The organism is Ensifer sp. ENS03 (genome assembly GCF_014852035.1).
GTDB classification, from domain to species: domain Bacteria; phylum Pseudomonadota; class Alphaproteobacteria; order Rhizobiales; family Rhizobiaceae; genus Ensifer; species Ensifer adhaerens.
Window position 1 is genome coordinate 1 of the sequence record NZ_JACVAV010000011.1, and the last position, 23,348, is coordinate 23,348.

Below are 23,348 nucleotides of genomic sequence, written 5' to 3' on the forward strand. Positions count from 1 at the left end.
TCAATCCGTTGCAGATCGCGCTCGCTCATCGCAATCAATCCCATCCGCAACCTCCCAGGTCATCAAAACCCGGGGAGAGTGACATTCCAACTTTGCAGGATCAGGACACTTTAACTTTGCGGCTACAAGTTAAAATCGCATAATCTGAATTATGGAACTGGATGTGATGTATCAAATATGCCATCTAACGCATTGATCAAAATTCACTTCCTCGCGATAGCTGATTGAGTCAGCGCTCCCCATTTCGTGTATACGTCTTGCGCCGCTCGATTTCGACCGCAGCCTCGATGTGGCCATGGCAGAACCCATCGTGAGGACGCCTGAGCCACTTCGAGGCGTTGTTCGACGCCCTTGCCTACGGCTTGAGGAGACGCGAGTGGCAGCCGCTTGTTCAAGCGTCGCGAGGCAGGACAGAGAGCACGCGCGCAATGAAGGCTGCAAACTCTTCCATGTAGCCACGGAGAAACTGCTCGGTCGTTTGCACCGTCACTTCTCCGTCGTCGGAAATCAGCCCCGGAGTGAATTGAATGTAGGCTTCTGGGGCGTTCATCTGCGGTGAATTGCAAAAGCTAAGAACACTGCGCAGTCCCTGTTGCGCTACCGCGGTTCCGATCGAGCCCGGCGATGTCCCGATGACAGCCGAAGGCTTGCGTGTGAAGGAGTTCTTTCCGTAGGGGCGACTCGCCCAGTCAATGGCGTTTTTTAGGCCACCCGGGATTGAACGGTTGTATTCCGGGGTTACAAAGAGAATGGCGTCGACCCCAGCCAACTCTTCTTTGAAAGCTCTCGCGACCGGCGGAAAATCGGCATCATAGTCATGGCTATAGAGCGGGAGTTCCCTGAACGATATTTCTGTCATTTCAAGGTGTGCAGGAGCCAACCTCACCAGTGCACGGGCGAGCTTGCGATTTATGGAGTCTTTGGCGAGACTACCAATCAAGTATCCGACCTTATGCGTTTGCATAATAATTCTCCCGATACCGTGACCTGTGGCGTGGACTGCAACGACAATGTAGCGCGTCGCGCCGTGACTGTCATGTTTCCAAGTCGCTGCAAACCCGATCTCAGAACTCTCTTAACGCGCCAGTAAGCCGGTAGAACTGCAGCTTTCATCGGGAGCCGGTCGCCGCGGCGATCGGCATGGTATCCGGCGGATGCGGAAGGAAGAATGGCTACCTTTGAAAGAAGAACATCGTGCAAACTATAGCAACTGAACGACTGATATTGCGCCAATGGCGCGAGGACAATTTTGAGGCCTTCGCTCGATTCTGGGGGGACCCCGTCACCACCGCCTTCGTCGGGGGTCCGATCAAGCGTGAGGATGCCTGGCGAAGGATGTTGTCGTTCATCGGTCATTGGCACTTGCGCGACTTTGGCTTTTTCGTTGTCGAGGATAGTAAAACAGGTGAAATGGCGGGCTACTGCGGAGCGCAGCTTCCTTTGGACAAGCTTGAACCTGAATTGGGATGGGGCATTTACCCCCAGTTCCAGGGGCGAGGCTATGCTACCGAGGCGATGCATGCCGTTCTCGACTTCGCAGCCAGCAAACTTGGCTGGAGGACGGCAATAAGCCTGATCACTGATGACAATTTGGCTTCCCAAGCGGTCGCGAGAAAACTTGGAGGCGCGCTTGAGCGACACGTGGATATCAGTGGCATGCGCTACGGCGTATACCGGCACGTCTTTAGAGATTCGTCGATTTAGCCGTTCAAGGGGTCCTCATCTGGTTCGGATACCTACAGCGTGGGTACGCCGGCAGCATCGCGCGTTGGCTCCGGCATTGCCGGAAGCAGGAGCAGGAGGGCCACCGACAGGAGGTGGATAGCACAGGCGACGAACGCGAGCGCCGCGAGCCCGGCTGCGATGATTGGCGCGGCGATGACGGTTCCAAGCGTGGTGATCATGAAGATGAAAAAGACGATCAGCGCCGATCCGCGCGCATTATTGGCACCCGAAGCAAGAATGCCGCGATAGAAGCCAATGGGGCCGCGAAGACCCAAGCCGATCGCCATGGGCGTAAACAATAGAGGCAACATCAGCGTGTTGGTACCGCCCATGAGACCGTAGGCGAACAGCGCAAGGGCACTCAAGGCAGCCATGATGGTGCCGGTCAGGATGACGTTTTCAGCGCCAAAACGTTCGGCAATCCGGGCGGTCAGATTGGCGACGATGATGAACCCGGAAATGTTGATGACCTGCATGATGATGAAGTCGTTCAGAGAGCCGCCCATCGACGCGACGATGACTGTCGGCGCGCCGAAGACGAAGGTGAGCAGTCCGCCGAGCGTCAGGGCCTGGCTGAGCGCGTATCGCATGAAGACGCGATCCGTGAGCAGTTGCCCATAACTACCGAGCGTGTCGGAGGGTTCTTCCTCACGGGGCAGCCCAAGCACGAGTATGAGGACCGCAGCGAGCATCGTCAAAACACCCAGCAGCTCGAATGACGATTGCCATCCGAAATGCGAAAGCAGCAGCACGCCGAAGATCGGCGCAAGCGCCGGCACCAGCGATTCCACGCTGCCGAGAAACCCGATGGCGCGCACCGCCGCCTTGTCGCTGAACAGCTGCCGGATCAACCCTGGGCCAAAGACCGGAGCCGCCGCAGACGCCACGCCTTGAACGAACCTCAGCGTGATAAGTGCCGTGATATTTGGCGAGAAGGCACAGGCGAGCGAGGCGGCTGCAAATCCGGCGAGCGAAGAGAAAAGCAGCGCCTTGCGCGAAAAATGGTCCGCCAGGCGCCCATAAAGAAGCAGGCCGAGACCGCCGCCGCCGACATAGGCGGCAAGCACCAGCTGCGCGGTCGTCCGGTCAGTGCCGAAGATTTCAGGCAATTGCGGAACGGCCGGCAAGACGAGGTCGGTCCCTGCCAGCGATAGCGTTGCACAGATGATGAGAAGTGAAAACGTGATGGCGCGACGCGAATTTGTCATTGTCCGGAGTGCTCTTGGCGGATCTATCGTGACCGATGGGATGTGAGCGCAGACGCCCTGCCCGCCGAATTTTTTGGTACGCGGTTTCGGGGCAACTGGCGGTCATGGCAGGCTAGCAGGGGCAGAACAGCTCGGACAACGAATGAAATATTCGCGTCTCAGATGGGATCGATACTGGTTACCAGGCGGCCGACGCGCCCGTCGGAAATTCCTATTCGTTCCCATCGGATGATGCTCGGGGGGATCGGCATATCGGGGTCGTCGCTGCCGCCGGTCGTGAACTGGACGGCTCCCGACCAGACCTCTTCAAACCAGCCAAGTTCTTGCAGTTGAAGCTCTCTCTCGATGATTTCCGCCGTCGCGTATCGCCATAGCGAGACGCCGAAAAAGGACGCGGCAGAGATCCGCCACTGGGCTTGCCTGGCCGGTGAGACGCTCAAAAGCGCATGGGTGTCGTCGCAAACAAGGTGAACCGGAAACGGCGCCGTTTCGATGAGCCGACGCAATGTCAGGTCTATCCCGACGCTCTCATGCCGCTCGAGCAGCGTCTCGACCCGGGCCCGGGCCTTTGCTGAAGGCTCATGCTGGCCGGCTTCCCATCGCGATAGCAGACCCTGCGACACGCCAAGATCCGCCGCCAACCTTTCCTGCTTGATCTGCCTGAGCCTGCGGAAGCGTCGAAGCCGGCATCCGAGCGGCAAAGCGCAAACCTTCAGATCAAGCTCCATACCTTCCTCGCGACAATAGCCCTCCCCCGTTGAATAGCAGGGAGGCCTGGTCGGTTGTCAACAGACACCCGACGCCACGGTCTAGCTCGATGCTGGGACAGTGGCATCTTCTGACGCTCACTTTCGCCTGACGTCGAGGCCCAACGCATCGGCGATGATGATCGCGTCCTTGAGACGGACGCTTTCCGGAGCAATAGCGATGACGTCATCCGGCCATCGGGAATGAAAGCGGTTGGTCGGCACGTTGCTCCAGGGGAGATCACGGCGTTACGGGCCGCGCCATTGTCAAAGCGCAAGCCCTTGCAATCCGAACAATCGGACAGAGCTTGGACCTGAAGGGCAGAGAGTTGGCTTGATGGAAGGAGAGCTTTCTCGACGAGGGTCGCATCGCCAACATTCTCGTGGCGGCTTGGCGACGTTCGGCGCCACTACGGCCGAAGATCAGGCGATGGCCCCCTCATGCTTGTCAAAATCGCCTGAGCGGGCCCACCCCCTGCAGAGTTCGCTGTCGGCAGTGCAGTTACAGCGCCGCCGGAGCGGCTTCAGCGCGGTGCAACCGCGCCCGCATAAAAACCGCCGTCGCCACCATAGTAATCCTGTCTGACACTGGTCGCACCGCCGCCGGTCTGGGAGCATCCGGCAAGCGCGGAGAGTACGAGCAAGAATGTGGCAATACGCATTGAGTTTGATCCTTTCTTGGCTGTCACACACATAGTCACAGGCAAACGCCCAGACAACCCGGCGACGACACGACTTTCAACCAAACCCTGTATCCGAACGATCACGATACTGAAACAAAGGCGCACATCCTCTCTCTCGGCGCGCCCTACGCCGGCAAACTTCTTGAGCTACAAGATTTAAGAGAGAAACGATCGCAGCCGACACCACGATCGCCGAAGCGCTCGCGCAAATGGATTGGCTGGCACGCAAGACGCTGTTTGCCGAGGACGCCGAGGGCCACCCCAAAAGGTCGGCCGAGCGGGTGCAATCGTCACGCGTCGTCTGGTTCAACTAACGACCAGTACCGCCAAGACTGCTTGACGTCACGGTCATCGACCTCGCGTGCGCGTCTGATCAGACGCGCAATCGGAGGCGACTCAAGGAGACAGGCAGTAGCCGCCTGCGTCGTCGCGCTTAGGCCGCTTCGAGAGCGTTGCGGGCTGACCCTTTCGTCTCGATCAGCGTGCGCGCGACGATGTCGTGGTTGAGCCACAGGACAGGGCCCGATGGCGCCGAGCTCTCACCAAAGATGAGCTGCCCAACTGCTTCGACCACCAGCCGGCTCAAGAGATCGGAGATCAGCGCCTTGCCGTCCCGGTGCATCGCCGTGATTTCGCTCGACGTACCGATCGTCAGGTCGGACTGTCCCGGATTATTCGGCATTGGCCAGGACGAAAAGTCGTAGAACGGCCGCATCACTTCGCTCGTCTGCATATCGGAAATCTTCCGCAAGACGTCATCGACGGTGAAGCCATCTGCCAACAAATCCTGGCAGGCCTGCCATTGCTGCGCGACCCATTCGCCACCGCCCTCTTTTTTCAGCGCGAGCAGAAGCGGAATGAGGGGCAGCTCGATGCCGGCGAACACGTCGGAAGAATTGGTGCGGATCTCAGGGCAATTGTAGACCGTCGCCTTAATGCCCTTGTTCCAGGCTTCCTCAGCGATGCGCTCCAGGCGCATCTTGGCGTAGCCCTGCGTGTAATTGGTATAGGTCTGCCAGCGGTACTCGTTAGCAACGAGAATGCCCGTACCGTGGTAGCCAAACGCCGAATAACGAACCTGGCCACCGGAAGCTTCGATGCGCGCCCGGATGGCTGTGCTCAGATCGATCAGGTGTCGGAACGTGTTGGCCGAAACCTCGTCGAAATTCTGAAGAATGAGCTTGCCCAAATCGCTGTCGAGCAGCGTTTGCGACGACATGTGGCGCGCGCCACGTCCCTTGTAGACGCGATTGGCGATGACCATGAACACCTTGGCCTTCGGGATGCCACCGGCCATGGTGTGCGCGAAGAAGACATTCCTGCCATCAGCGATCATGCCATCGAGGATCCCCATGACTTCAGAAAGGGCATTCTTGAACCGTTCGACGCCGACGTTTCGGCATTTCTCGATGTGCGACCAGTCGAGCTTCTCGTCTTGCCACGTCTCGAGCGTCATCTTCGCGAGAAGGTCGGTCGGAGTGGGCTCGCCTTCAGGCGCGTCAAGATCGAAACCGGCCATGATCGGCACGTTGATGATCTTGCCTCCGAGCCGGGCTTCAGCCGCCGCAAGTTCCTCGTCGTTCAGTGGCCGCAGAACATTGGCTTCGTCTCGTCTGCCAACCGTGATCCCGACAATTTCCATGCCGGCCTTCTTGGCTTGGTCGACCAGATGGGTGGCATAACCCCGATCGAACAGCTCACCAAACAGAACGAAAACATCGCCTGGACGGAAAATGTTCGTCCGCGGGAAGTGCGTCAGAGGGTTCGGTTTCTTCATACTGCCGGTTCTCTCAAAGCTGGTCGCGGAGCAACCAAACAAACTACGTGATGAACCACTGCACTGATTGGCGGCAAGTGGGAAGTGACAATAAGTATCGTTACAATTCAAACCGTGAGCGGAACGGAACGGCAGTGGCGTCCATTCCAGCCCCGCAGCGATCCGGAATGGTGAACTTTCCGCGTGACCGTTCACCGCTTCGACTCACCGCTTCGACGTGATTTCTGCCGGCCCCGGATCCTGTCGTGGCCCGGCTGAACGTGGCCTGCGAAACCAAACATATACTCCTGGGCGCACGCTACTTTTCAATCCGCAGTACGATGAGGTCAGACTGTTTGACTGATGATACGGGATGAAGGCCCGGCCCAGCACTGCCTGTCATGATGGCATCGAACAACGGCATCTTCTCGCTTCCCACGAGCCCTAACGGCGCCCGACAAACGGCCAGATAGTCGAACCCGGCTAAAAGAGCATTCCGCTCATTGTTGCTACTCGACATAAAGGCCCGAAGAACCCGTCCGATGGCTGGCGCGGCCCGGTGAAAGGGAACGCTCGACACCGTAAGGCTGTCCTGCGACCTACGGGCGATCTCAAGCCCCAGTGCCGGCGGCGTCATCACTTGTCCAGGTGGAAGGGTAGCAAGCAGCGAGAAATCCGCCCCCTTGCAATCATTCCAGAGCAGGTGGTCAAAAGCATCCGTAGTCTTACGCTCAAAAGGCACGACGAAGTAGAATGAGGTGGCCATCACAACAGCCATCCCGCCAAACGCAGCCAACCGCCTAACCGCCACCTGGCTGTCTTCGCGAATTACCGACGCCGCAGCCGGCAGCAACAACGGAACGACGGCAGCAGAGAAGCGCAAATACCGGTTGGAGACCAACGCGGTCAGGAGGAGCGCTACGGCGACAGCATGGATGATAGCGAATTGCGGATTTGCCGTTCGGGGGGCGTTCAACGCGCGCTGCAAGCTAACAGCCAGGACGCAGCTGAAAATACCCAGTAGAGCAAGTGAGCCGTAGTCCCCTGTTCGGAAAAACTCCAGGGCACTCTTTTCCTGGTCGATGCGATCAAACCAATATATCCGGGCCAGATCGTCGATGGCTGCATATGGGCCGGCCAAAAGCTGTGGATAGGCGAACAACAGCACAGCCGATAGCATCGAACCGGCGGTAGCCAAAAGTCCAAACTTGAACGCCGCGCTCGAAGCCTCCGGCACCAGCCATAAGGTCACGGTTGCGATCGCTCCAAAGCCAAGCAGTGCGAATGCAAATGGTGCGGAGAAAGCATCGTTCTCCACACGCCAGAACCCGGAAGGACCGATTACCAAAAAGGTCAGGATGGGTACCGCAACCAGGCATGTGATGGCGGTTGAGGCAAGCATCGTTCGGGTGCCGTCCAAACCCGCGGCCCACGCTAGTGCCAAGGCTCCCAACACCAGCGCGATAACAGGCAACGTCTCCAGGCCTACCAAGAGCGAGATCGTCGCTGAAATCGCGACGACCGCCCCGCCTATGCGATCGAACCTGCCAACCCCGTATATCAACGTAAGCAACAGCACCATCTGCAAGTTATGGTGGTCAATGCGGCCAGGGCTAAATTCCCAGATCGCGAAGGCCATAAGGACGAGGACGGCGCATAGCATTCCGGGCGAAAGCTCACCTTCTCGTGGCGCTATCCGGCTCAAAACCCCAACAACCCCAATGGTGAAAAAGACTGCCATTACGGCTGGCCAAACCTGGAAGGCCACCGCGAGCGCGTCTTCCGCTCCCAAGGCGGACTGAAGAGAGAAAGCTATGAGCATGTAGGGAAGGTCAACTATTCGCGACCAAGGCGAAATATACGGCTCGGGCATCAGGATCCGCGGTATTGCCGGCCTAAGCCACCCGCCATCCTCAAGGAATGCCTTGATTTGCAGACCCCGCAAACTGTCGTCGATGTCAGCGTTGTGAATACGCTCACCGGACAAATCGAACCCGATGAGTAGGCCGACGATAAAGATGCAGATCAGCCAATACCCCGTTGCCGACCAGCGTTCATCAACTCGCGCGACACTTGTCTCGCCGACAACTAAACTCATGGCAGATGAAACTCGTGTGAAGCGCCCAAACTCACCCGAGATTGCCTACACCTACTCTCTTAATAAGTGTGTAATTCTAGGTTGCGTGCGAAACTCTGCCTCAAGGGCAACCTTGCTTAACTCGGTCTGCGATGCGGGCCCAGAGACTTCACAATCGACATTCACTGCGTCGGTCATCGTTCGGTATTCTCGAGAGAAAAGCGCAACTGGTTCGCCTCAGCAATGCGGAACACTGATCTCAGCCGATGCGGGTGGGAACGCAAACCATTCCCTGATGTTTTCGCGAGTTAGGTTTGTCCCACGGCCGATTATTCACACTCGACATTCTCGAGCGGTTCCTGTGAGAATTGCCTGGACTTTCGCAATGCAGCATATATCTGCCATCGCTAATGCCGACGGTGTTTCAGGAGACCTTATGCCCAATGCTCACAGCGAAGCTGTCGGACCTCGATCGGGAACGCAGAGCTTTCTCGTTCTACTGCTTGGATGCATCGGCGTTGTCTATGGCGATATCGGAACAAGTCCGCTCTACGCTTTTCGGGAGGCCCTTCGCCCCTTCTTGAACGACGGGGCGCAGCCTGACGAAGTCATCGGTCTCATTTCCCTGATGGTTTGGACGTTGACGTGTATCGTGACGTTCAAATACGTGCTTTTCCTCCTACGCGCCGACAATGACGGTGAAGGTGGAACATTGTCGCTTCTCGCGCTCTTGATGAAGAAGACCGGCAGTTTCATGCCCGTGTTGTTTTTCGCGGGCCTAATCGGGGCGGCCCTGTTTATCGGGGATGCCATGATCACCCCTGCCCTCTCGGTCATGTCGGCGCTCGAAGGCATGAAACTCGTCACACCAGCCTTTTCGGACTACGTGCTTCCCCTTGCTGCGGTCATTATGGTTGCATTGTTTGCCGTGCAGTCCAAGGGTACGGAAGCGGTCGCAAGGTTTTTCGGGCCAATCACGGTTGTGTGGTTCCTCGCGATGGCGTGGGGCGGTCTCATCCACATCGGCGACGACTGGACCATCCTGCAGGCTCTGAACCCGATCAACGCCCTGTGGTTCATCACGCATGCAGGCTGGGCAGGTCTGATCGTGCTTGGCGCCGTCTTCCTGACGGTCACGGGAGCCGAGGCCCTTTATGCAGATCTCGGCCACTTCGGGAGGAAACCGATCAGCACGGCATGGTTTATCCTTGTATTCCCCGCATTGGCGCTGAACTACCTCGGCCAAGGCGCGCTCGTGCTGAGCCACCCAGACGCGGTCAACAACCCATTCTATCTTCTCTATCCAGACTGGGCGCTGCTGCCGATGGTCATTCTCGCGACCATGGCGACAATCATCGCTAGCCAAGCTGTCATCACGGGAGCGTTTTCTCTCGCTCGCCAGGCGGTCCATTTGGGCTTTCTTCCTCGACTGCTGATCAAATTTACGTCCGAAACCAACACCGGCCAGATCTATGTCCCTGCCGTAAATGCGCTGCTGTTCGTCGGGGTCATCGTGCTGATTTTCTCGTTCGGGGACTCAGAGTCTCTCGCGACCGCGTATGGAATCTCGGTCACAGGCGCGATGGTTGTGACAACAGTGATGGCGTTCCAGTTTCTCCGCTCCGTCTGGGGATACTCAACCGTTCTGGCTGCACTGCTTCTAGCGCCATTGCTCGTCATCGAGAGCGTCTTCTTGCTTGCCAATCTGTTCAAGATTCATGATGGCGGCTGGGTGCCGGTGGCATTGGCACTGACAATCATGGTGGTGATGTGGACTTGGACGCGGGGATCCGCAATGCTGCGCGAAAAGACCGCGCGCAACGATATCCCGCTGGAAACCTTCATCCGCTCGATAGAGAAGTCCACGCATGCGCCCCAGACCGTTCGAGGGACGGCAATCTTTCTAACCAGCGTCGGCGATAAGACACCCGCCGTTCTCCTCCATAACATCAAACACAATCATGTCCTGCACGAACGCAATGTTATTTTGACGGTTCGCACATCCGAGCATCCGTATGTCGCGCAGGAAGAGCGCGTCTCAATGACCGAACTGTCAGACAGGTTTACAAGGCTCGAGCTTTGCTTCGGCTTCATGGACGAACCGAACGTCTCGAAGGCGCTGTCACTGTGCAAGAAGGCAGGTTTCAAGTTCGAAATCATGCAGACCTCTTTCTACCTCGGGCGCAGGACCCTTATTGGTGACCCGAACTCAGGTCTGCCCGGCTGGCAAGACAAGCTCTACATTGCACTTGCAGGTCTCGGCATCGATCCATCGTCCTATTTCAAGCTGCCAGCCAATCGCGTGGTCGAGATTGGCGAGCAAGTCACGATCTAACCTTAGATCAGATGCTTCACGCTGCGATATCAACTCCCGGAACTTCAAAAAATGCCAGTCGTCGCCTCCTACATGTATCGTTCGGGCAAGCGCGCCGAAGAAATCCCGCTTGCCGCCAAACCATTCGAAGCATCAGGTGGCGACTTCGCCTGGATCGGTTTGACTGAACCGACAAAGCAGGAAATGGCCGACCTTCAGGCCATGTTCGCTCTTCACCCACTTGCCGTCGAAGACGCCCTCAACGGCAATCAAGTGCCGAAGGTGGACATCTACGGCGACCAGTTGTTCGTGATCGTCAAGACGGCCCACCTTGAGGGTGACAAGATCACCTACGGCGAAACCTGCATTTTCGTGGGGAAGCACCACCTGATTTCTGTTCGCCACGGATCTGCCCGCTCCCACAAGGAACTGCGCCAACACCTGGAACAGTCGCCCCAGCTTCTTGAGCACGGACCGGACTATGTCCTGCACGGCATCATCGACTTCGTTGTCGACGGCTATTTGCCGGTGGTCGAAACGCTTGAGGACAAAGTTCTGGAGCTCGAGAAACACGTACTTGTGTCCTTCCTGCAGCCCGAGCAGATCAGGCGCATCTTTCGGATGCGCCGTCACGTCATTCGCTTCCAGCGGGTGCTCGGGCCGATGGGAGAGGTGGCGGGTAAGCTAACTCATCTCGAGCTGCCCTGTATCGACGACAATGCCAAGCCATTCTTCAAAGACGTTCTTGACCATGTCAGACGTGTGGAAGGCCTGGTAGGCGGCCTTCGCGAGATAATGACGTCCGTGTTCGAGGCCTCCAATCTCCTGGAGCAGCAACGACAGGGCACCATCACACGGCAGCTTGCAGCCTGGGCCGCAATTCTTGCCGTACCGACAGCCATTGCCGGAATCTACGGGATGAACTTCGAACACATGCCTGAACTGGCAACCCGTTACGGCTACTTTGCCGTCCTCGGTGTCATTGCGACGCTCTGCTCTATTCTCTACTGGCGGTTCAAAAGGTCCGGATGGCTGTAGCCAGCGGAAATATCTTTCCGTGGGTTTCGTTTGGTGTCGACACCGCGGCATTGCAGCATGCTATCGGGTAAAAGCTCTGTGTGATGGTATCTCTTGGTGCTCTCGGGCAATCCGGCCTTACCTCCAGCCCGCCTCCCCCATCTTCCGGCAAGTGACCTTCGGCCTTCCGGAAGTTCGCCGAACTCTATCGGCGCAGGCCGAGCTTGACGCGGAAATCAGGACCGGTGCCCTCTAGGAGATTTGCAATGGCGACCAAGCGCAAGTTCAGGAGCGATGCCTTTGAGGCGATCCATAGCGCCGTCGAAGACATGTCCGCGGCAGGCACCCGTTGGGTCCTATACGTCGCCGGCAGCGTCACTTTCGCCTGACGTCGAGACCCAGAGCCTCGGCGATGATGATCGACTGGTCGATCGTGATGATCGCGTCCTTGAGGCGAAGGTTCTCCGGATCGAAGGCGGTGAGGTCGCTGCCCCTGAGGTCGCAGGTGGTAAAATCTGCCCCATGCAGCCAGGCACCGGAAAGATCGACGTCCCTGAGCGAGCCGCCTTTGCAGGAGGCGCCGGTCAGATCCGCTTCCCGCATTCGCGTTTCCTTGAAGGATGCGCGGCCGAGAGCCGCGCCTGGCAATCCGGTAAAGGACCAGTCGCCGCCCGTCACTTGCATCTGGTCGAACTCGCAAGCGTCGAACATGCTTCCGACGAACTTGCACTCCTTGAAGCGGCTATCGAAGAACTTGCAGGAGACGAACGTGCAGTTGACGAAGGCGCTCGCCTGGTGTGACGATGCATTGAACCGGGCTCGCCGGAAGGTGCATTCGTGAAAGACCACGCCGACGGTCTGCGCCTCGGTCAGGTCGAGATCGACGAACAGCGTGTTGTCGTATCGCTCGCGCTCGATCTGGCGACCGTACCAGTCGGCGCTTGCAATCGTGCTGTCGGTCTTGGGCGGCGCTTCGCCGTATCGTCGTTCAGCCATATCCATCCATCTGCGGCCCCGCACCAAGCGCAATGCCTTTTGTTGCTTCGCCGCTGAGCATTTCCATCTTCGCGATGATTGGCAATGCCGAAAAATCGAGCGCACGAGCGAAGCCACCGGGGCACGCAATTACGACGGGCTGGTTTCGACGCTATTCCACCAGCCGCACGCCGCCTCCCCTGCCGAAGCCGTTGGGCACGAAATCTTTGCCCTCTTCCCCCGGCTTCTTGAAGAAGGCCGTTCCGGACACGTAGAGGTTCAAAACCCTGGTAATCAGTGCGGTAAACTTCGATTCCGAATTGAGGCTTCCGCTGACGTTCCAGTCGACCGCCGCATAGGGCAAATAGATCGCCCCATTGTAGAAGCTTCCAGCAGACGTGTTGATGCGGAACTGGACGCTGCTGTCCTTCGCCTGCCGGCCCTGGAACATCAGGATGCCGGCATGCGCGCCGCTGGTTGGCGCCGATACCTGCAGGATTGCCGCACCGTTCAAAAACAGCGGCGATTGCGCGTCCTCGAAATAGAAAAGCACGTCCTTGCCTATGACCTTGGCCGATGTGTTCAAGGTCAACGCGCCGCGGCGGAACGCGTAGATTCCGGGCTTCAGCGTTAACTCGTCCGTGGCATTCACGGTCAGCCCGCCGCAATAGATCCCGGGCTCGAGCGACGACTTGCCCTGGCTGTTGATCGTCTTCAGGCTTTGGGAGGTACAGGCGTCGTTCGGCGACACCGGTTCGGGCATGCCGGCCATGGGGTCGGGCACGACAGGAGATCCGTCGACCGGCGGCGGCGAAATCAGGCGGCCGGAAAGCTTCGACTGGCCGGTGACGGCGATCAGCGGTGCTGCGAACTTCCCCTGGTTTTCGGCGTAGAACGCACGTTGCGAATGGGACGAGTTCACCTGGAAGCCGCATTCGCTGGTGACCGAGTTCGAATTGATGATCTTCAGCGCATCGGCCCTGCCCGGATCAAGGATCAGGATGCAGGCCGAGCTGCCGGCCCCTCGGGCGGCTTTCGCGATGACTGAGATCGGAACCGTCCGGAAGCCGAACATATGCATGATGGCGGTTTCGTAGTCCTCATTGACAGCCACCGCAACCGTATCCCGCTCGACCGTGACCTGATGGTTCCAGCTGGGGGGCCCTTTCAGATCTTGCGTGTCGTTGCTGCCAAGATGGGCGCCGAGAAAACCCACGGCGATCTTCTGCTCCGAACCGACACCTGCTGCAGCTCCCGCCAGTGCCGCAGCATCGGCCGCGCTTTGCATAGCGGCCTTTCGGTTGACCGCGGCTGCGAAATCGATCGCAACGCCAAGAGCGGCAATGAGGGGGATCGCGACAAGCGCTGCCAAGAGGCCGAAGTTCCCGGACCGGCATTTCAGCAGGGCCGAGGCGCAATGCCTGATCAGTGGCAGGGTCAGTATGTTCATGGCAGTTTCTTTGCAACCAGATGGAGAGTAGTCGCCTCTTCGTGCAGGGAGCCTTGCCAATCCTTTAATTTCGGGCCGAGTTAACGGTATGCACTCTCTCAGACGTTCTTCAGAGCTCTGACACAGGCGCGAAACGAGGTTATTTGAAGATATTTTGCGCTAAACGCGCGTCACTTCGGCACAACCGGCCAGCTGCCACGCTCGCCGGTTGGAAGCGATTTTGGCGTGCCCGAGAGGCGGATTCTGGGTCTTCTTCACTCAGAGGTTGCTGGACTGCTGAGGCAGTGCGGCGACTAACCCCTTTTGCTCATTGCCTAATCCTTGACTGCTCCGTGCGCTGTGCGACGCTTTCGACTTCATGGTTGTACTGCGTAAGGGGCGGACGATGAAATTCACAAAGGCAAAGAGGAAACATCCCGGTAAGGCATTCAAAATAGGCGGGGCCGATAGAAGCGCATATGACGGCTTCGTCGGGACGGCGCGCGCAGCACCCGGCTTTTCCTATCGGGGACGATGGACCAGCGAAGGGTGCCCCGGCACCTTCGAAACATGGCTCGTAAATAAGGGCATATTGCCCAAACAATAGGGCCTTTCATTCTACTCAATCACGATCTGCCGGCGTCAAGGGTGGCGCCGGCCGCGCGCGTCAAGGCGCTCCGCCTAATAAAGCGATTTCGATTCCGCTTGGGCGTTCGAACGCGTTGGCATGCGCGAAAGAACCGGCTTGTCGCGACCGGAGGGGCGGCCGAGAATGCGTCGACGGCTGGCTGACGTCGAGACGTCGGCATCCCTGGCGGTACTGAGAGCAGGTTTCCGTGGCCCATACTGCAGACGGTCTCTGAACTGCGTGCTCGGGTCAGGCCTTCCCGCTCTCAATCGCACGTGCCCATCCCGCGGCTCGCTCGGCCGAGGTCGCCAGAACCGGTTTGGGCGCCTTGTACCACTCGTCCTTTGGGATCTCGCGCTTCTCGCGGACGAAGTCGATGGCGCGCTCCAATGTTTCGAATTGATCAGGCAGCGTCAAATGCAGGAACAGCGACACGACGACGACTGAGCGCGATCGGCCACCGCGGCAGTTGACGAGCACACCGCCACGTTCGCGCCTGGGATAGGACGGCTTTTCGGGCAGGACCTGCTCCAGGGCCGCTCGCAGGATGTAGTGGGCGGCCAGCATTTGCGTGTCCGGGTTCCCATCCCCGTCGATAAGCCCGATCTTGTAGTAGCGGATTTCGCCCGGTCCATGGATGCTGTTGCGGTGATCCGAGACGAGCTTCGGCTGGTCGACGAAATTGAAGTCCAGATTGACCGCGCAATTGACGACCGTCGTGATCCCGCACTTGCGCAGGAGTTCGAGGTCGCTCGCACCTTCCTTCCCGGAAATGAAGATGTCGACGCCATAGGTCGGATGCTTCGGATAGACGAGACTGAGCCTTGGCAATTCGCTGCTGGTCGTTTCCGTGGCGGAGGCATCGCTAAGATTGTCGAGCATGGTTTCCTCGTGGGCTTTCATGGCGACGGCGCCTTCGCGCTGCGCCCGGCAGAGATTGCGGCGGCGACACGGTTCAGGGTTGGATAGTCGCCACCGCGGCCATAGGCGAGATACCCCGGGCAAAGGTAGTCGACGGATCCTTCCGGCACTTTGCCAAGCGACAACGGCGCATAACGGCCGCCTGCGTTCTTCAGGATCAGCGTCGCTGCGGCCACATCCCAGGCGTTGACGCCAAAGCCCGCGGCCGCATCGACAAAACCCGCCGCCACATGGGCGATGCTCAAAGCTGCACTTCCAGGGCGACGCACGGTCGAGAAGGTTTCGACCAGATCACCGAGGCGGGCAAGTGCCTCGTTGCGGCCATCCAGGCGAAAGTCGCGCGAGACCGGGTAGCCGGTGATCAGCGTTGCCCGGCTTTCGTCACCGATGGCTTTGGAGGCAATGACCTTTCCATTGAGATAGGCACGCTCGACGTCGCTCGAAAACAGGAGATCGGCCACCGGGTCATAGACGACCCCGGCCACAACCGATCCGCCTTCGACCGCCGCAATCGATATGCACCAGAAGGCAAGTCCTCGTGCGAAGTTCGCGGTCCCGTCGATCGGATCGACATACCATTGGATGTCGCCCTCACCGACCTGCCCGCCCTCTTCGCCAAGCATCGCCGAATTCGGCTCGTGCGCGAAGATGTAGTCGCGGATGGATGCCTCGGCTTGCCTGTCGTAGACCGTCACGACGTCGTGGAGATCGCGCTTGTAGTCGACGGCCATTTCCGAGCGAAAGGCAGCGAGCAAGGGGCCGGCGGCCGAGCGGGCCGCACCTTCGGCGATCGTCATCAGTCGCCGCGAGTAGTCGCGCATGGCGTCTCTATCGGATTGGCTACGGCTCGTGGCGGGATTGACGTCGGTCATGCTCTCTTCCTGTTCATACTGGAACGGCCGGCGCGACCTGTCCTCGTGAGGCCGCGCCGGCCGGGATTTTACTTGCTGTAGTTCACGCGCCAGAAATCCTGCCACTCCTCGCGCCGGTCGAAATCGTCAAGCCCAGTGGCCGCGTCATAGGGAAAGAGGCGGTCCGCTACCTCCATGATCCCCGACGGTTCGTCTTGAGGCATCTTGATGTCGACATTGGTCGGCAGCTTGCCGTCCTTCATCTGGGGCGCTATGCCCTCTTCCGTCAGCACGTAGTGGATGAAGAGCTTCGCGGCATTCGGGCTCGCGGATTTCGAGGCGATCAGGCCGAGCTTGGTGTAGGTCCAGCCGACCCAGGGGGTCAGCTCCGTGCAGAGCCCGAGTTTGTAGCCTTTGCCTTCGTTATCACGGAACTTGGCGGAGCTCAGGAGCCCGAAAAAGGGCTCCTTCTGGCCGGCGGCGCCGACGGCTTCGGCAACCGGATCGTCGCCGTCCGTTACCAGCGGGCCGTTTTGTGCCAGGGCCTTGATCCAGGCGGCCGCTGCACTTTTTTCAGCGGTTTCGAGATCCTTGCCGAAGTGGACCTTGTAGGCCTCCTTCACGGCGTTGTCGGCATGCTTTTCCAACTGGTTGAACCAGTCGGTATAGGTGCTCTTGGTCAGGGGATCGACCAGCGCGATCTTGCCTTTCCATTTTGCCTCGGTCAGCTCCCAGATATTGCCGACCGGGCATTTGTCATAGGCCTCGGTGTTATAGGCCCAGACATTGGCATTGGTCGAAATCGCCAGCGGGTTCTGGAAGGCCGCCGGTATCTTCTCCTTCATGTCGCCGGGCAGATAGCTTTCGACGAAGCCCTGCGGCAGAAGCTGGGCGAGCGCTGCCGGCGCGTCGGTGATCAGGGCGACATCGCCCTGGACGTTGCCGGCCTGGGCTTCGCGGATGATCATCTCCAGCTGGCTGTTGGCCGAGACTTTGACGCCGGTCGCCTTCACCCCGTATTTGGCGGTGAAGGCCTCGGCCATCTCGACGATCTTGCCGGTGCTGTCATAGACATTGATCGGCTTTTCTTTCTTCGCCGCCTCCACCAGCGCATTGAGATCAAACGCCTCCTCGGCGTTTGCCTCGACGGCCAATGCGGCCGCAAGGGCGGCAAATGCCGCCCCCATGATCATAACCCTGTTCTTACCTTTGCTCATGGTTTCCCCTCCCAAGGAGACCGTTTCACATGTTCAGGCGATTACTTCTGGTAGCTGAGCCGCCACAGGTCCTGCCAGGTCTCGCGCGCGTCCCAGTCGTCGAGGCTCGTTGCCATCTGGTAGGGCATGACCTGATCAAGAACGGCGCCGATGCCCGACGGCTCGTCTGCGGGCAGCGAAACGTCCTTGTTGGTCGACATTTTTCCGTCTTCTGCCTGCGGCGCGATGCCTTCGGCGGTCATCACGTAATGGATGAAGAGCATTGAGGCGTTCGGGCTGTTGGTGCCCTTGGTGATCAGCCCGACGCCCGGATACATCCAGCCGAGCCAGGGTTTCAGGTCCTTGCAAAGGCCGAGCTTCATGCCCTTTTCGGCATTGTCGCGAAACTTCGCCGAGCTCATCAGCCCCATGAAGGGTTGCGACTGACCCGGCGCGCCGACGGCATCAGCAGCGGCCGCATCGGCGTCCGTCAGCAAGGGAGCGTTGGCAGCGAGCGCCTTGACCCAGGCGGCCGTCGCACTGCCGTCGTCGGTTTCGAGATCCTTCCCGTAAAGCTCTTTATAGGCGGCCGCCACTTTGTCGTCGCCGTGCTTGGCCATCTGGTTGAACCAGTCGACATAGGATGGCTTGCCGAGCGGATCCTGCATGGCGACCTTGCCTTTCCACTCAGGTCCCGTCAGCTGCCAGATGTTGCTGACCGGGCACTTGTCGAAGAGCTCGGTGTTGTAGGCCCAGACATTGGCGCTGGTAACGACGGTCAGCGGGTCCTGATACTCAGTGGGGATGTTGGCTGCGAGATCCGGCGGCAGCCAGCTTTCGGCAAAGCCCTGCGGGATGAGTTGCGCCATCGCGGCCGGTGCGTCGCTGATGATCGAGACATCGCCCTGGATGTTGTTGGCACGGGCCTCGCGAATGATCATCTCAAGCTGGGCCGTCGCCTTGACCTTGGAGCCCTCGGCGCCGACGCCATATTTCTCGGCAAAGGCCTTGGCCATTTCGACGATTTTGCCGGTGCTGTCATAAACCGTAATCGGCGGCTCCTTGCGCGCGGCCTCGATCAGCGCGTTCAGGTCGAACGGCTCTTGTGCCAGCGCCGGTCCGGCGAAGGCGACGATGGTCGTTGCCAGCAGCGCGCGCCTGATTGCACGGTGCGTCCTTTCAGTCCTTAGAAATTGCATCGTCTGTTCCTCCCTCAGATTATGTTTCGATTTGTCGTTCGGCACTGAAGCGCCTTAGTTCAGCGTGGACTTGCGCAGCAGCGCGTCCGCTTCGGCGATCCGCTGGCCGTCCTTGTTAAAAACGTGCAGTGCCTCAGGCGGCGCAAAGAACGAAACCCTCGTTCCGGTCTCGACGCGCGGCAGGGCATTGGTCGTCAAGAACAGCGTGTCGCTGCCGTTCCTGAGCTCCAGGATCCAGCTGCCGCCGGTCGGCAGGACGCCTGTCACTGTCATTTCGCCGGAGAAGCTGCCGGCCGGCACATCGTTGGTTTTGACCGAATAGCCGATCGCTTCCGGTCGGATGCCGATCGAGCCAATGCCGCGCAACGACGGGTGGCGCATGCCAAGATAGGCCTCGGCTGCGCGCGACAGCTCAGAGGCGGCGGCCGATCCGAAGTTCAGGATGTTGATCGGCGGGCTACCGACGAATTCCGCGACGAAGCGATTGGCCGGGCGATCATAGATATCGTTGGGCGTGCCCATCTGCTGCAGCGTGCCCTCGTTCATGACGGCGATCGTCGTTGCCAGCGTCATTGCCTCCCACTGGTCGTGGGTGACGAAGACGATGGTCGTCTTGAACTCCTTGTGGATACGTTTGAGCTCGGCGCGCATCTCGAGCCGGAGCCGGGCGTCGAGGTTCGACAGCGGTTCGTCGAGCAACAGAACGCCTGGATTGACCGCCAGCATGCGGGCGAGCGCCACGCGCTGCTGCTGGCCGCCCGAGAGCTGCGACGGGTAGCGGTCGCGGTACTTAGCGATGTCGAGCGCCTGCATCACTTTCTCGACGCGCATTTCACGCTCTTCCTTCGGCAGTTTGCGCAGCCTCAGACCGAAGTCGGTGTTGCGTTCGATTGTCAGGTGCGGCCAGAGCGCGTAACTCTGGAATACCAACCCCATCTCACGCTTTTCCGGCGGGATGAACACGCCTGCCCTGACCGAGTCGACCACCCGCTCTCCGATGCGGATCTCGCCGTCCGAGAGGTTTTCGAGGCCGGCGATCATGCGCAGCGTCGTGGTCTTGCCGCAGCCAGAGGGTCCAAGAAGGCACATGAACTCGCCGTCGCGGATTTCGAGATCGAGGTTCGAGACGGCATTGGCGGAATTGACGCCGTAGTTCTTCTGGGCGCCGCTGAGATTGATGGTGGGCATCAGCTTCCGAGTCCTTCTGCGAGATTGGTCTTGGTCAGCTTCTGGGCTGCCAGGGTTCCGAGATAGGCGATCGCCGCGATGATCAGCACGACGGCATTGGCGGCTTGCGTGTAGTGGTAGTCGACGAGCCGGAGCGAATAGGTGGTCAGAACATCGGTGCTCGGCACGGCGAGGATGACGAAGAGGCTCAGGCCCTTGATGCCCGAGATGAAGGGCAGCAGCACGCCTGTTACCAGCGAGCCCTTCTGGATCGGAATGACGATCAACATCATCCGCCGGAACCAGCCTGCGCCGGAAATCTGGGCTGCCTCTTCCGGATCCTTGCCAAGCTGGGTCATGGCCGAGATACCGGCGCGCGAGGCGTAAGGCATCTGGTCGGCGATCAGCGCCAGGACCAGGATGGTGACGGTACCATAGAGGGCTGGCATCGGTCCGCGTGGCACGGCGAAGAGCGACAGATAGGCGGCGGCAAAGGCGATACCCGGCACCAGATAGGGCAAGAAGGTGACCTGCCGCAGATAGACCGACAGGACCTTCACCGGCGTGCGGATGACCACATAGCCGACAAGAAGTCCGAGAATGCCCGAGGTCAAGGACGCAAGGCCGACGATGACGAGCGTGTTTTTTGCAGCCGCCCATAGATCGGGGCTTAAGAGGACCCCAGTCTGCAGTGCCACCGTGTGGAGATCACGGCCGATCCAGTAGTCGAGCGTGAAATTGTCGAGCGTGAACTGCGCCGGCAGCTTCATAATGGTGGAGAGGAACAGGGTCAGAAGCGGCAGTCCGACGCTCAAGAGAAAGATAAGTGCGGCAAAACCGGTCGCCGGCAGACGGTACTTGCCGAGCCGGCTCTGGCGGTTCATCGAACCCTTCGAGCCAACAGTAACGAAGCGCCGGGCTTCACGAACAAGACGCGCATCGATCATCAGGGTGACGATGCCGATCAGCATGATCGAGGCCGCGACGACACCGGCAACGCCGGTCTGGCGCGACGCGATGCTGCGAAAGAGCGAGGTGGAAAGCACTTCGAACTTGACCGGCAGGCCGAGCACATAGGGCACGCCAAACTCGCCGAGGCACTTGGCGAAGATCAGCACCATCGAGGACAAAAGTGCGGGACGCATCAGCGGCAGGATGATCTGCATCGCCACCTGGTAGCGCTTGGCTCCAAGGATACGGGCGGAATCTTCGAGCTGGGAATCGAATCGACGAAGGGCAGAGCCAAACAGCAGGATGACAAAAGGCGTATAATGTAGCGCCAGGATCACGATGATCGGGAAGCGCCCATAGGCGACCCAGTCGGGCGGCGTTAGCCCCATGGCCTCGAACCAGCCCGGCTGGCCGCCGACCGTGCGGTTCTTGAAGAGCGTTGTCCAGGCAAGCGCAAAGGTCCAGGCCGGCAGCATGTAGGGCACGATCAGCGCTGTTGCGAACCAGCGCCGTCCGAACATGTCTGTCCGGCTGATCAACCAGGCGAGCACCGTACCGATCAACAAAGACAGGCTGATCGCTCCGAGCGCAACCGATAGCGTGTTGAAGAGCGGCCGCCAGAAAAGATCGACCGAGACCGGCGACAGGAAGGCTCGATCAAGGTAGTAGAGCGTAAGCTCACCAAAGTCCTTGCCGAGCCGCCGCTCGTGGCCGAATTGGACGCGCACGGAATCGAGCACGATCGAGATGATCGGCACGACGATGAGATAGGTAAAGAGAAGTGCCGTCAGGACGCCGATCAGCGTCGTCGGCTCCCGCGACGCGACCTTCATCCGATAGCGCCAGCGCTGCCATGCCGTCGGCGCCATTGCGCTGCCGGGCAATGTTGCCGCTTTGGCTGTCTCACTCAATAAGGCCATGCTCTTCCCCTTGGAACTCAACATGCGCTGCCTGCCCCGGCGATCGATGCCGGGCGGAACTTTCAAAGTGCCAACGGGGAATAGAAATCAGCCGCCAGGGCGTGGCGCTGACCTACGCAAGAAGCCGCTCAATGACGCAAAAGGCGCGGCTGTCGGTTATTCAATCCTCCCCGTTCGCAGGGCAGGCGCAAGCGCTTGCCAGATGTCGGCGCAAGCTCCTCAACCGCGCCGCCGTCACCACGAACATAGACAGAACAAAAATTCCAATCCAGCTCTGTCTATGGAACGTATGATCCAATGGTGAGGCGCCATTGTCAACAAAAAAATGCACACGTGCGCAATGATATAAGCCGTTGTTTTTGATGACTCTTTTGTGACAATGATGTATTGTTTTTGGAACACGTGATCATTGAGGTTGGGCGAATGACTTCAGCGGGGAGAAATAGCCGATATAGACGGAGCGATGGCGACCGTTCACCGGCATCATCTGCTGGTTCACCGAGCGGGTAGGCTCGAACTTTTTCGTTGGAATGGGGCTGCTTTTGTGGCCCTGATGAAAAGCATCTGATTCTGCAGGAGAAAGGCATGGCGAGGGGCTTTGTGACGGCCGAAGAGGTTGCAAAACGCGCGGGCGTCTCACGCTCGGCGGTCTCGCGAACCTTTACGCCCGGAGCCAGCGTATCCCAGGCTGTGCGGCGCAAGGTTCTCAAAGCCGCCCGGGAGCTCGGTTACCGGGTCAACCGGCTGGCGCAAGGACTGAACAACGACCGCTCCAATCTCATCGGGGTCGTCGGTGCCAATCTCAGCGCACCCTTCCATGCAAAACAGCTCGATCTCTTGAGCATCGGCCTGTTGCGTCGCGGTCTGCAATGCCTGTTGCTCAATGCCGCGGATGCGCGAAAGGATATCGCGCCGCTGATCGAGCTACTGTTCGAATTCCGGGCGCAAGCGATCATCGTTCTTTCCGGAGAGCCGCCGGAATCGATCGTCGACCAGTGCATTGCCAACGGCGTGCGCCTGATCCTGATCAACCAGAAAATCGATCGCACCGATACCAGCATGGTGCTGAGCGACGATTCCCGCGGTGCGGACCTTGCAGCACTGCGCCTGATCGAGGCGGGCTGCAAGAAGGTTGCGGTGATCTCGAGTGGCAGCCAAACCCCTGCTCAGGTGCGCCGCACCACTGCGTTCAAAAAGAAAATGGCGACCGCCGGGGTCGAGGTGGTCGCCTGGTCGGGCGGTACCACGAGTTATGAAAGCGGTTACCAGGCTGGCTGCGAGGTGCTCGGCGACGAGGCGATCGACGGCGCGTTTTGCGTTACCGATCTCTTGGCTCTCGGCTTTCTCGACGCTGCCCGCACCGAAATGCACCGCCGCGTGCCGGCCGATCTTTCCGTCGTCGGCTTCGACGATATTCCGCAGGCAGGGTGGAAGAGCTACGAACTCACCACCGTTGCGCAGTCCTTCTCCGCTCTGACGGAGCATGTTCTCGAAGCGCTGGAAGCCGACGAGATGGAAACGCGACTTCAGGTCGTTCCCGTCACGATGGTCGAGCGCAAGACCGCCCGACGCTAGACCGGAATGC

General features: G+C 59.3%; 19 protein-coding genes and 1 pseudogene. 5 read left to right on the top strand and 15 right to left on the bottom strand.

What is annotated here, in order from left to right:
• Positions 1 to 391: 391 nt before the first annotated feature.
• A complete protein-coding gene (locus IB263_RS28385; protein WP_060580700.1) occupies positions 392 to 964 on the bottom strand; it encodes an NADPH-dependent FMN reductase in 573 nt (190 codons plus the stop codon).
• 230 nt (positions 965 to 1,194) lie between these two features.
• Here IB263_RS28385 and IB263_RS28390 point away from each other — a divergent pair, with 230 nt between their 5' ends.
• Positions 1,195 to 1,704: a GNAT family N-acetyltransferase gene (locus tag IB263_RS28390; RefSeq protein ID WP_162727316.1), complete on the top strand. Its 510-nt coding sequence runs from the start codon at positions 1,195 to 1,197 to the stop codon at positions 1,702 to 1,704.
• A 32-nt stretch (positions 1,705 to 1,736) separates the two neighbouring features.
• On the opposite strand, the gene IB263_RS28395 is transcribed toward IB263_RS28390, so the two are convergent.
• The 6 genes from IB263_RS28395 to IB263_RS28415 all read right to left on the bottom strand — a co-directional run bounded on the left by IB263_RS28395 (position 1,737) and on the right by IB263_RS28415 (position 8,216).
• A complete protein-coding gene (locus IB263_RS28395) occupies positions 1,737 to 2,933 on the bottom strand; it encodes an MFS transporter (protein WP_112984802.1) in 1,197 nt (398 codons plus the stop codon).
• 158 nt (positions 2,934 to 3,091) lie between these two features.
• The gene (locus tag IB263_RS28400; protein ID WP_090302569.1) at positions 3,092 to 3,661 is read right to left on the bottom strand and encodes a helix-turn-helix transcriptional regulator; all 570 of its coding nucleotides are present in this window, start codon (positions 3,659 to 3,661) and stop codon (positions 3,092 to 3,094) included.
• 117 nt (positions 3,662 to 3,778) lie between these two features.
• A complete protein-coding gene (locus IB263_RS34515) occupies positions 3,779 to 3,904 on the bottom strand; it encodes a hypothetical protein (RefSeq protein ID WP_256436129.1) in 126 nt (41 codons plus the stop codon).
• Positions 3,905 to 4,203: 299 nt separating this feature from the next.
• Positions 4,204 to 4,341: a hypothetical protein gene (locus IB263_RS28405; protein WP_167550732.1), complete on the bottom strand. Its 138-nt coding sequence runs from the start codon at positions 4,339 to 4,341 to the stop codon at positions 4,204 to 4,206.
• A 454-nt stretch (positions 4,342 to 4,795) separates the two neighbouring features.
• The gene (locus tag IB263_RS28410) at positions 4,796 to 6,139 is read right to left on the bottom strand and encodes a hypothetical protein (protein WP_051659348.1); all 1,344 of its coding nucleotides are present in this window, start codon (positions 6,137 to 6,139) and stop codon (positions 4,796 to 4,798) included.
• Between the two features lie 298 nt (positions 6,140 to 6,437).
• Positions 6,438 to 8,216: a hypothetical protein gene (locus tag IB263_RS28415; RefSeq protein ID WP_112975592.1), complete on the bottom strand. Its 1,779-nt coding sequence runs from the start codon at positions 8,214 to 8,216 to the stop codon at positions 6,438 to 6,440.
• Positions 8,217 to 8,631: 415 nt separating this feature from the next.
• Here IB263_RS28415 and IB263_RS28420 point away from each other — a divergent pair, with 415 nt between their 5' ends.
• From IB263_RS28420 to IB263_RS28430, 3 genes and pseudogenes are all read left to right on the top strand, one after another.
• A complete protein-coding gene (locus IB263_RS28420) occupies positions 8,632 to 10,530 on the top strand; it encodes a potassium transporter Kup (protein WP_112984804.1) in 1,899 nt (632 codons plus the stop codon).
• A 51-nt stretch (positions 10,531 to 10,581) separates the two neighbouring features.
• A complete protein-coding gene (locus IB263_RS28425; RefSeq protein WP_060580704.1) occupies positions 10,582 to 11,547 on the top strand; it encodes a magnesium and cobalt transport protein CorA in 966 nt (321 codons plus the stop codon).
• Positions 11,548 to 11,792: 245 nt separating this feature from the next.
• Positions 11,793 to 11,873 (top strand): annotated as a pseudogene (locus IB263_RS28430) (transcriptional regulator); the annotation flags it as partial.
• A gap of 28 nt (positions 11,874 to 11,901) precedes the next feature.
• Here the strand turns inward: IB263_RS28430 and IB263_RS28435 are convergent.
• From IB263_RS28435 to IB263_RS28470, 8 genes are all read right to left on the bottom strand, one after another.
• A complete protein-coding gene (locus IB263_RS28435) occupies positions 11,902 to 12,522 on the bottom strand; it encodes a pentapeptide repeat-containing protein (RefSeq protein WP_034796525.1) in 621 nt (206 codons plus the stop codon).
• 151 nt (positions 12,523 to 12,673) lie between these two features.
• Entirely contained in the window at positions 12,674 to 13,951 is a 1,278-nt protein-coding gene (locus IB263_RS28440; protein ID WP_060603798.1) for a pilus assembly protein TadG-related protein, read from the bottom strand.
• 856 nt (positions 13,952 to 14,807) lie between these two features.
• Positions 14,808 to 15,440, bottom strand: coding sequence for a dual specificity protein phosphatase (locus IB263_RS28445; protein WP_112984805.1), 633 nt, complete (start codon positions 15,438 to 15,440; stop codon positions 14,808 to 14,810).
• 17 nt (positions 15,441 to 15,457) lie between these two features.
• Positions 15,458 to 16,300 (bottom strand): inositol monophosphatase, encoded by an 843-nt coding sequence (locus tag IB263_RS28450; protein WP_371590025.1) that lies wholly within the window; start codon positions 16,298 to 16,300, stop codon positions 15,458 to 15,460.
• 119 nt (positions 16,301 to 16,419) lie between these two features.
• On the bottom strand, positions 16,420 to 17,523 hold the full coding sequence (locus tag IB263_RS28455) for an ABC transporter substrate-binding protein (RefSeq protein ID WP_060603794.1): 1,104 nt from the start codon (positions 17,521 to 17,523) through the stop codon (positions 16,420 to 16,422).
• A 65-nt stretch (positions 17,524 to 17,588) separates the two neighbouring features.
• Positions 17,589 to 18,725: an ABC transporter substrate-binding protein gene (locus tag IB263_RS28460; RefSeq protein ID WP_110819230.1), complete on the bottom strand. Its 1,137-nt coding sequence runs from the start codon at positions 18,723 to 18,725 to the stop codon at positions 17,589 to 17,591.
• A 54-nt stretch (positions 18,726 to 18,779) separates the two neighbouring features.
• Positions 18,780 to 19,913 (bottom strand): ABC transporter ATP-binding protein, encoded by a 1,134-nt coding sequence (locus tag IB263_RS28465; protein ID WP_090298573.1) that lies wholly within the window; start codon positions 19,911 to 19,913, stop codon positions 18,780 to 18,782.
• On the bottom strand, positions 19,913 to 21,763 hold the full coding sequence (locus IB263_RS28470; RefSeq protein WP_029742781.1) for an iron ABC transporter permease: 1,851 nt from the start codon (positions 21,761 to 21,763) through the stop codon (positions 19,913 to 19,915). Before IB263_RS28470 ends, IB263_RS28465 begins: the two co-directional genes overlap by 1 nt.
• Before the next feature lie 585 nt (positions 21,764 to 22,348).
• Here IB263_RS28470 and IB263_RS28475 point away from each other — a divergent pair.
• The gene (locus IB263_RS28475) at positions 22,349 to 23,338 is read left to right on the top strand and encodes a LacI family DNA-binding transcriptional regulator (RefSeq protein ID WP_089045101.1); all 990 of its coding nucleotides are present in this window, start codon (positions 22,349 to 22,351) and stop codon (positions 23,336 to 23,338) included.
• The last annotated feature ends 10 nt before the right edge of the window (positions 23,339 to 23,348 follow it).

What these genes read in the sequence shown, in the direction of transcription:
- IB263_RS28385 (WP_060580700.1), bottom strand. Translation starts at nt 964, where the DNA reads ATGCAAACGCATAAGGTCGGATACTTGATTGGTAGTCTCGCCAAAGAC.
- IB263_RS28395 (WP_112984802.1), bottom strand. Translation starts at nt 2,933, where the DNA reads ATGACAAATTCGCGTCGCGCCATCACGTTTTCACTTCTCATCATCTGT.
- IB263_RS28400 (WP_090302569.1), bottom strand. Translation starts at nt 3,661, where the DNA reads ATGGAGCTTGATCTGAAGGTTTGCGCTTTGCCGCTCGGATGCCGGCTT.
- IB263_RS28405 (WP_167550732.1), bottom strand. Translation starts at nt 4,341, where the DNA reads ATGCGTATTGCCACATTCTTGCTCGTACTCTCCGCGCTTGCCGGATGC.
- IB263_RS28410 (WP_051659348.1), bottom strand. Translation starts at nt 6,139, where the DNA reads ATGAAGAAACCGAACCCTCTGACGCACTTCCCGCGGACGAACATTTTC.
- IB263_RS28415 (WP_112975592.1), bottom strand. Translation starts at nt 8,216, where the DNA reads ATGAGTTTAGTTGTCGGCGAGACAAGTGTCGCGCGAGTTGATGAACGC.
- IB263_RS28420 (WP_112984804.1), top strand. Translation starts at nt 8,632, where the DNA reads ATGCCCAATGCTCACAGCGAAGCTGTCGGACCTCGATCGGGAACGCAG.
- IB263_RS28425 (WP_060580704.1), top strand. Translation starts at nt 10,582, where the DNA reads ATGCCAGTCGTCGCCTCCTACATGTATCGTTCGGGCAAGCGCGCCGAA.
- IB263_RS28435 (WP_034796525.1), bottom strand. Translation starts at nt 12,522, where the DNA reads ATGGCTGAACGACGATACGGCGAAGCGCCGCCCAAGACCGACAGCACG.
- IB263_RS28440 (WP_060603798.1), bottom strand. Translation starts at nt 13,951, where the DNA reads ATGAACATACTGACCCTGCCACTGATCAGGCATTGCGCCTCGGCCCTG.
- IB263_RS28445 (WP_112984805.1), bottom strand. Translation starts at nt 15,440, where the DNA reads ATGCTCGACAATCTTAGCGATGCCTCCGCCACGGAAACGACCAGCAGC.
- IB263_RS28450 (WP_371590025.1), bottom strand. Translation starts at nt 16,300, where the DNA reads ATGCGCGACTACTCGCGGCGACTGATGACGATCGCCGAAGGTGCGGCC.
- IB263_RS28455 (WP_060603794.1), bottom strand. Translation starts at nt 17,523, where the DNA reads ATGATCATGGGGGCGGCATTTGCCGCCCTTGCGGCCGCATTGGCCGTC.
- IB263_RS28460 (WP_110819230.1), bottom strand. Translation starts at nt 18,725, where the DNA reads ATGCAATTTCTAAGGACTGAAAGGACGCACCGTGCAATCAGGCGCGCG.
- IB263_RS28465 (WP_090298573.1), bottom strand. Translation starts at nt 19,913, where the DNA reads ATGCCCACCATCAATCTCAGCGGCGCCCAGAAGAACTACGGCGTCAAT.
- IB263_RS28470 (WP_029742781.1), bottom strand. Translation starts at nt 21,763, where the DNA reads ATGGCCTTATTGAGTGAGACAGCCAAAGCGGCAACATTGCCCGGCAGC.
- IB263_RS28475 (WP_089045101.1), top strand. Translation starts at nt 22,349, where the DNA reads ATGGCGAGGGGCTTTGTGACGGCCGAAGAGGTTGCAAAACGCGCGGGC.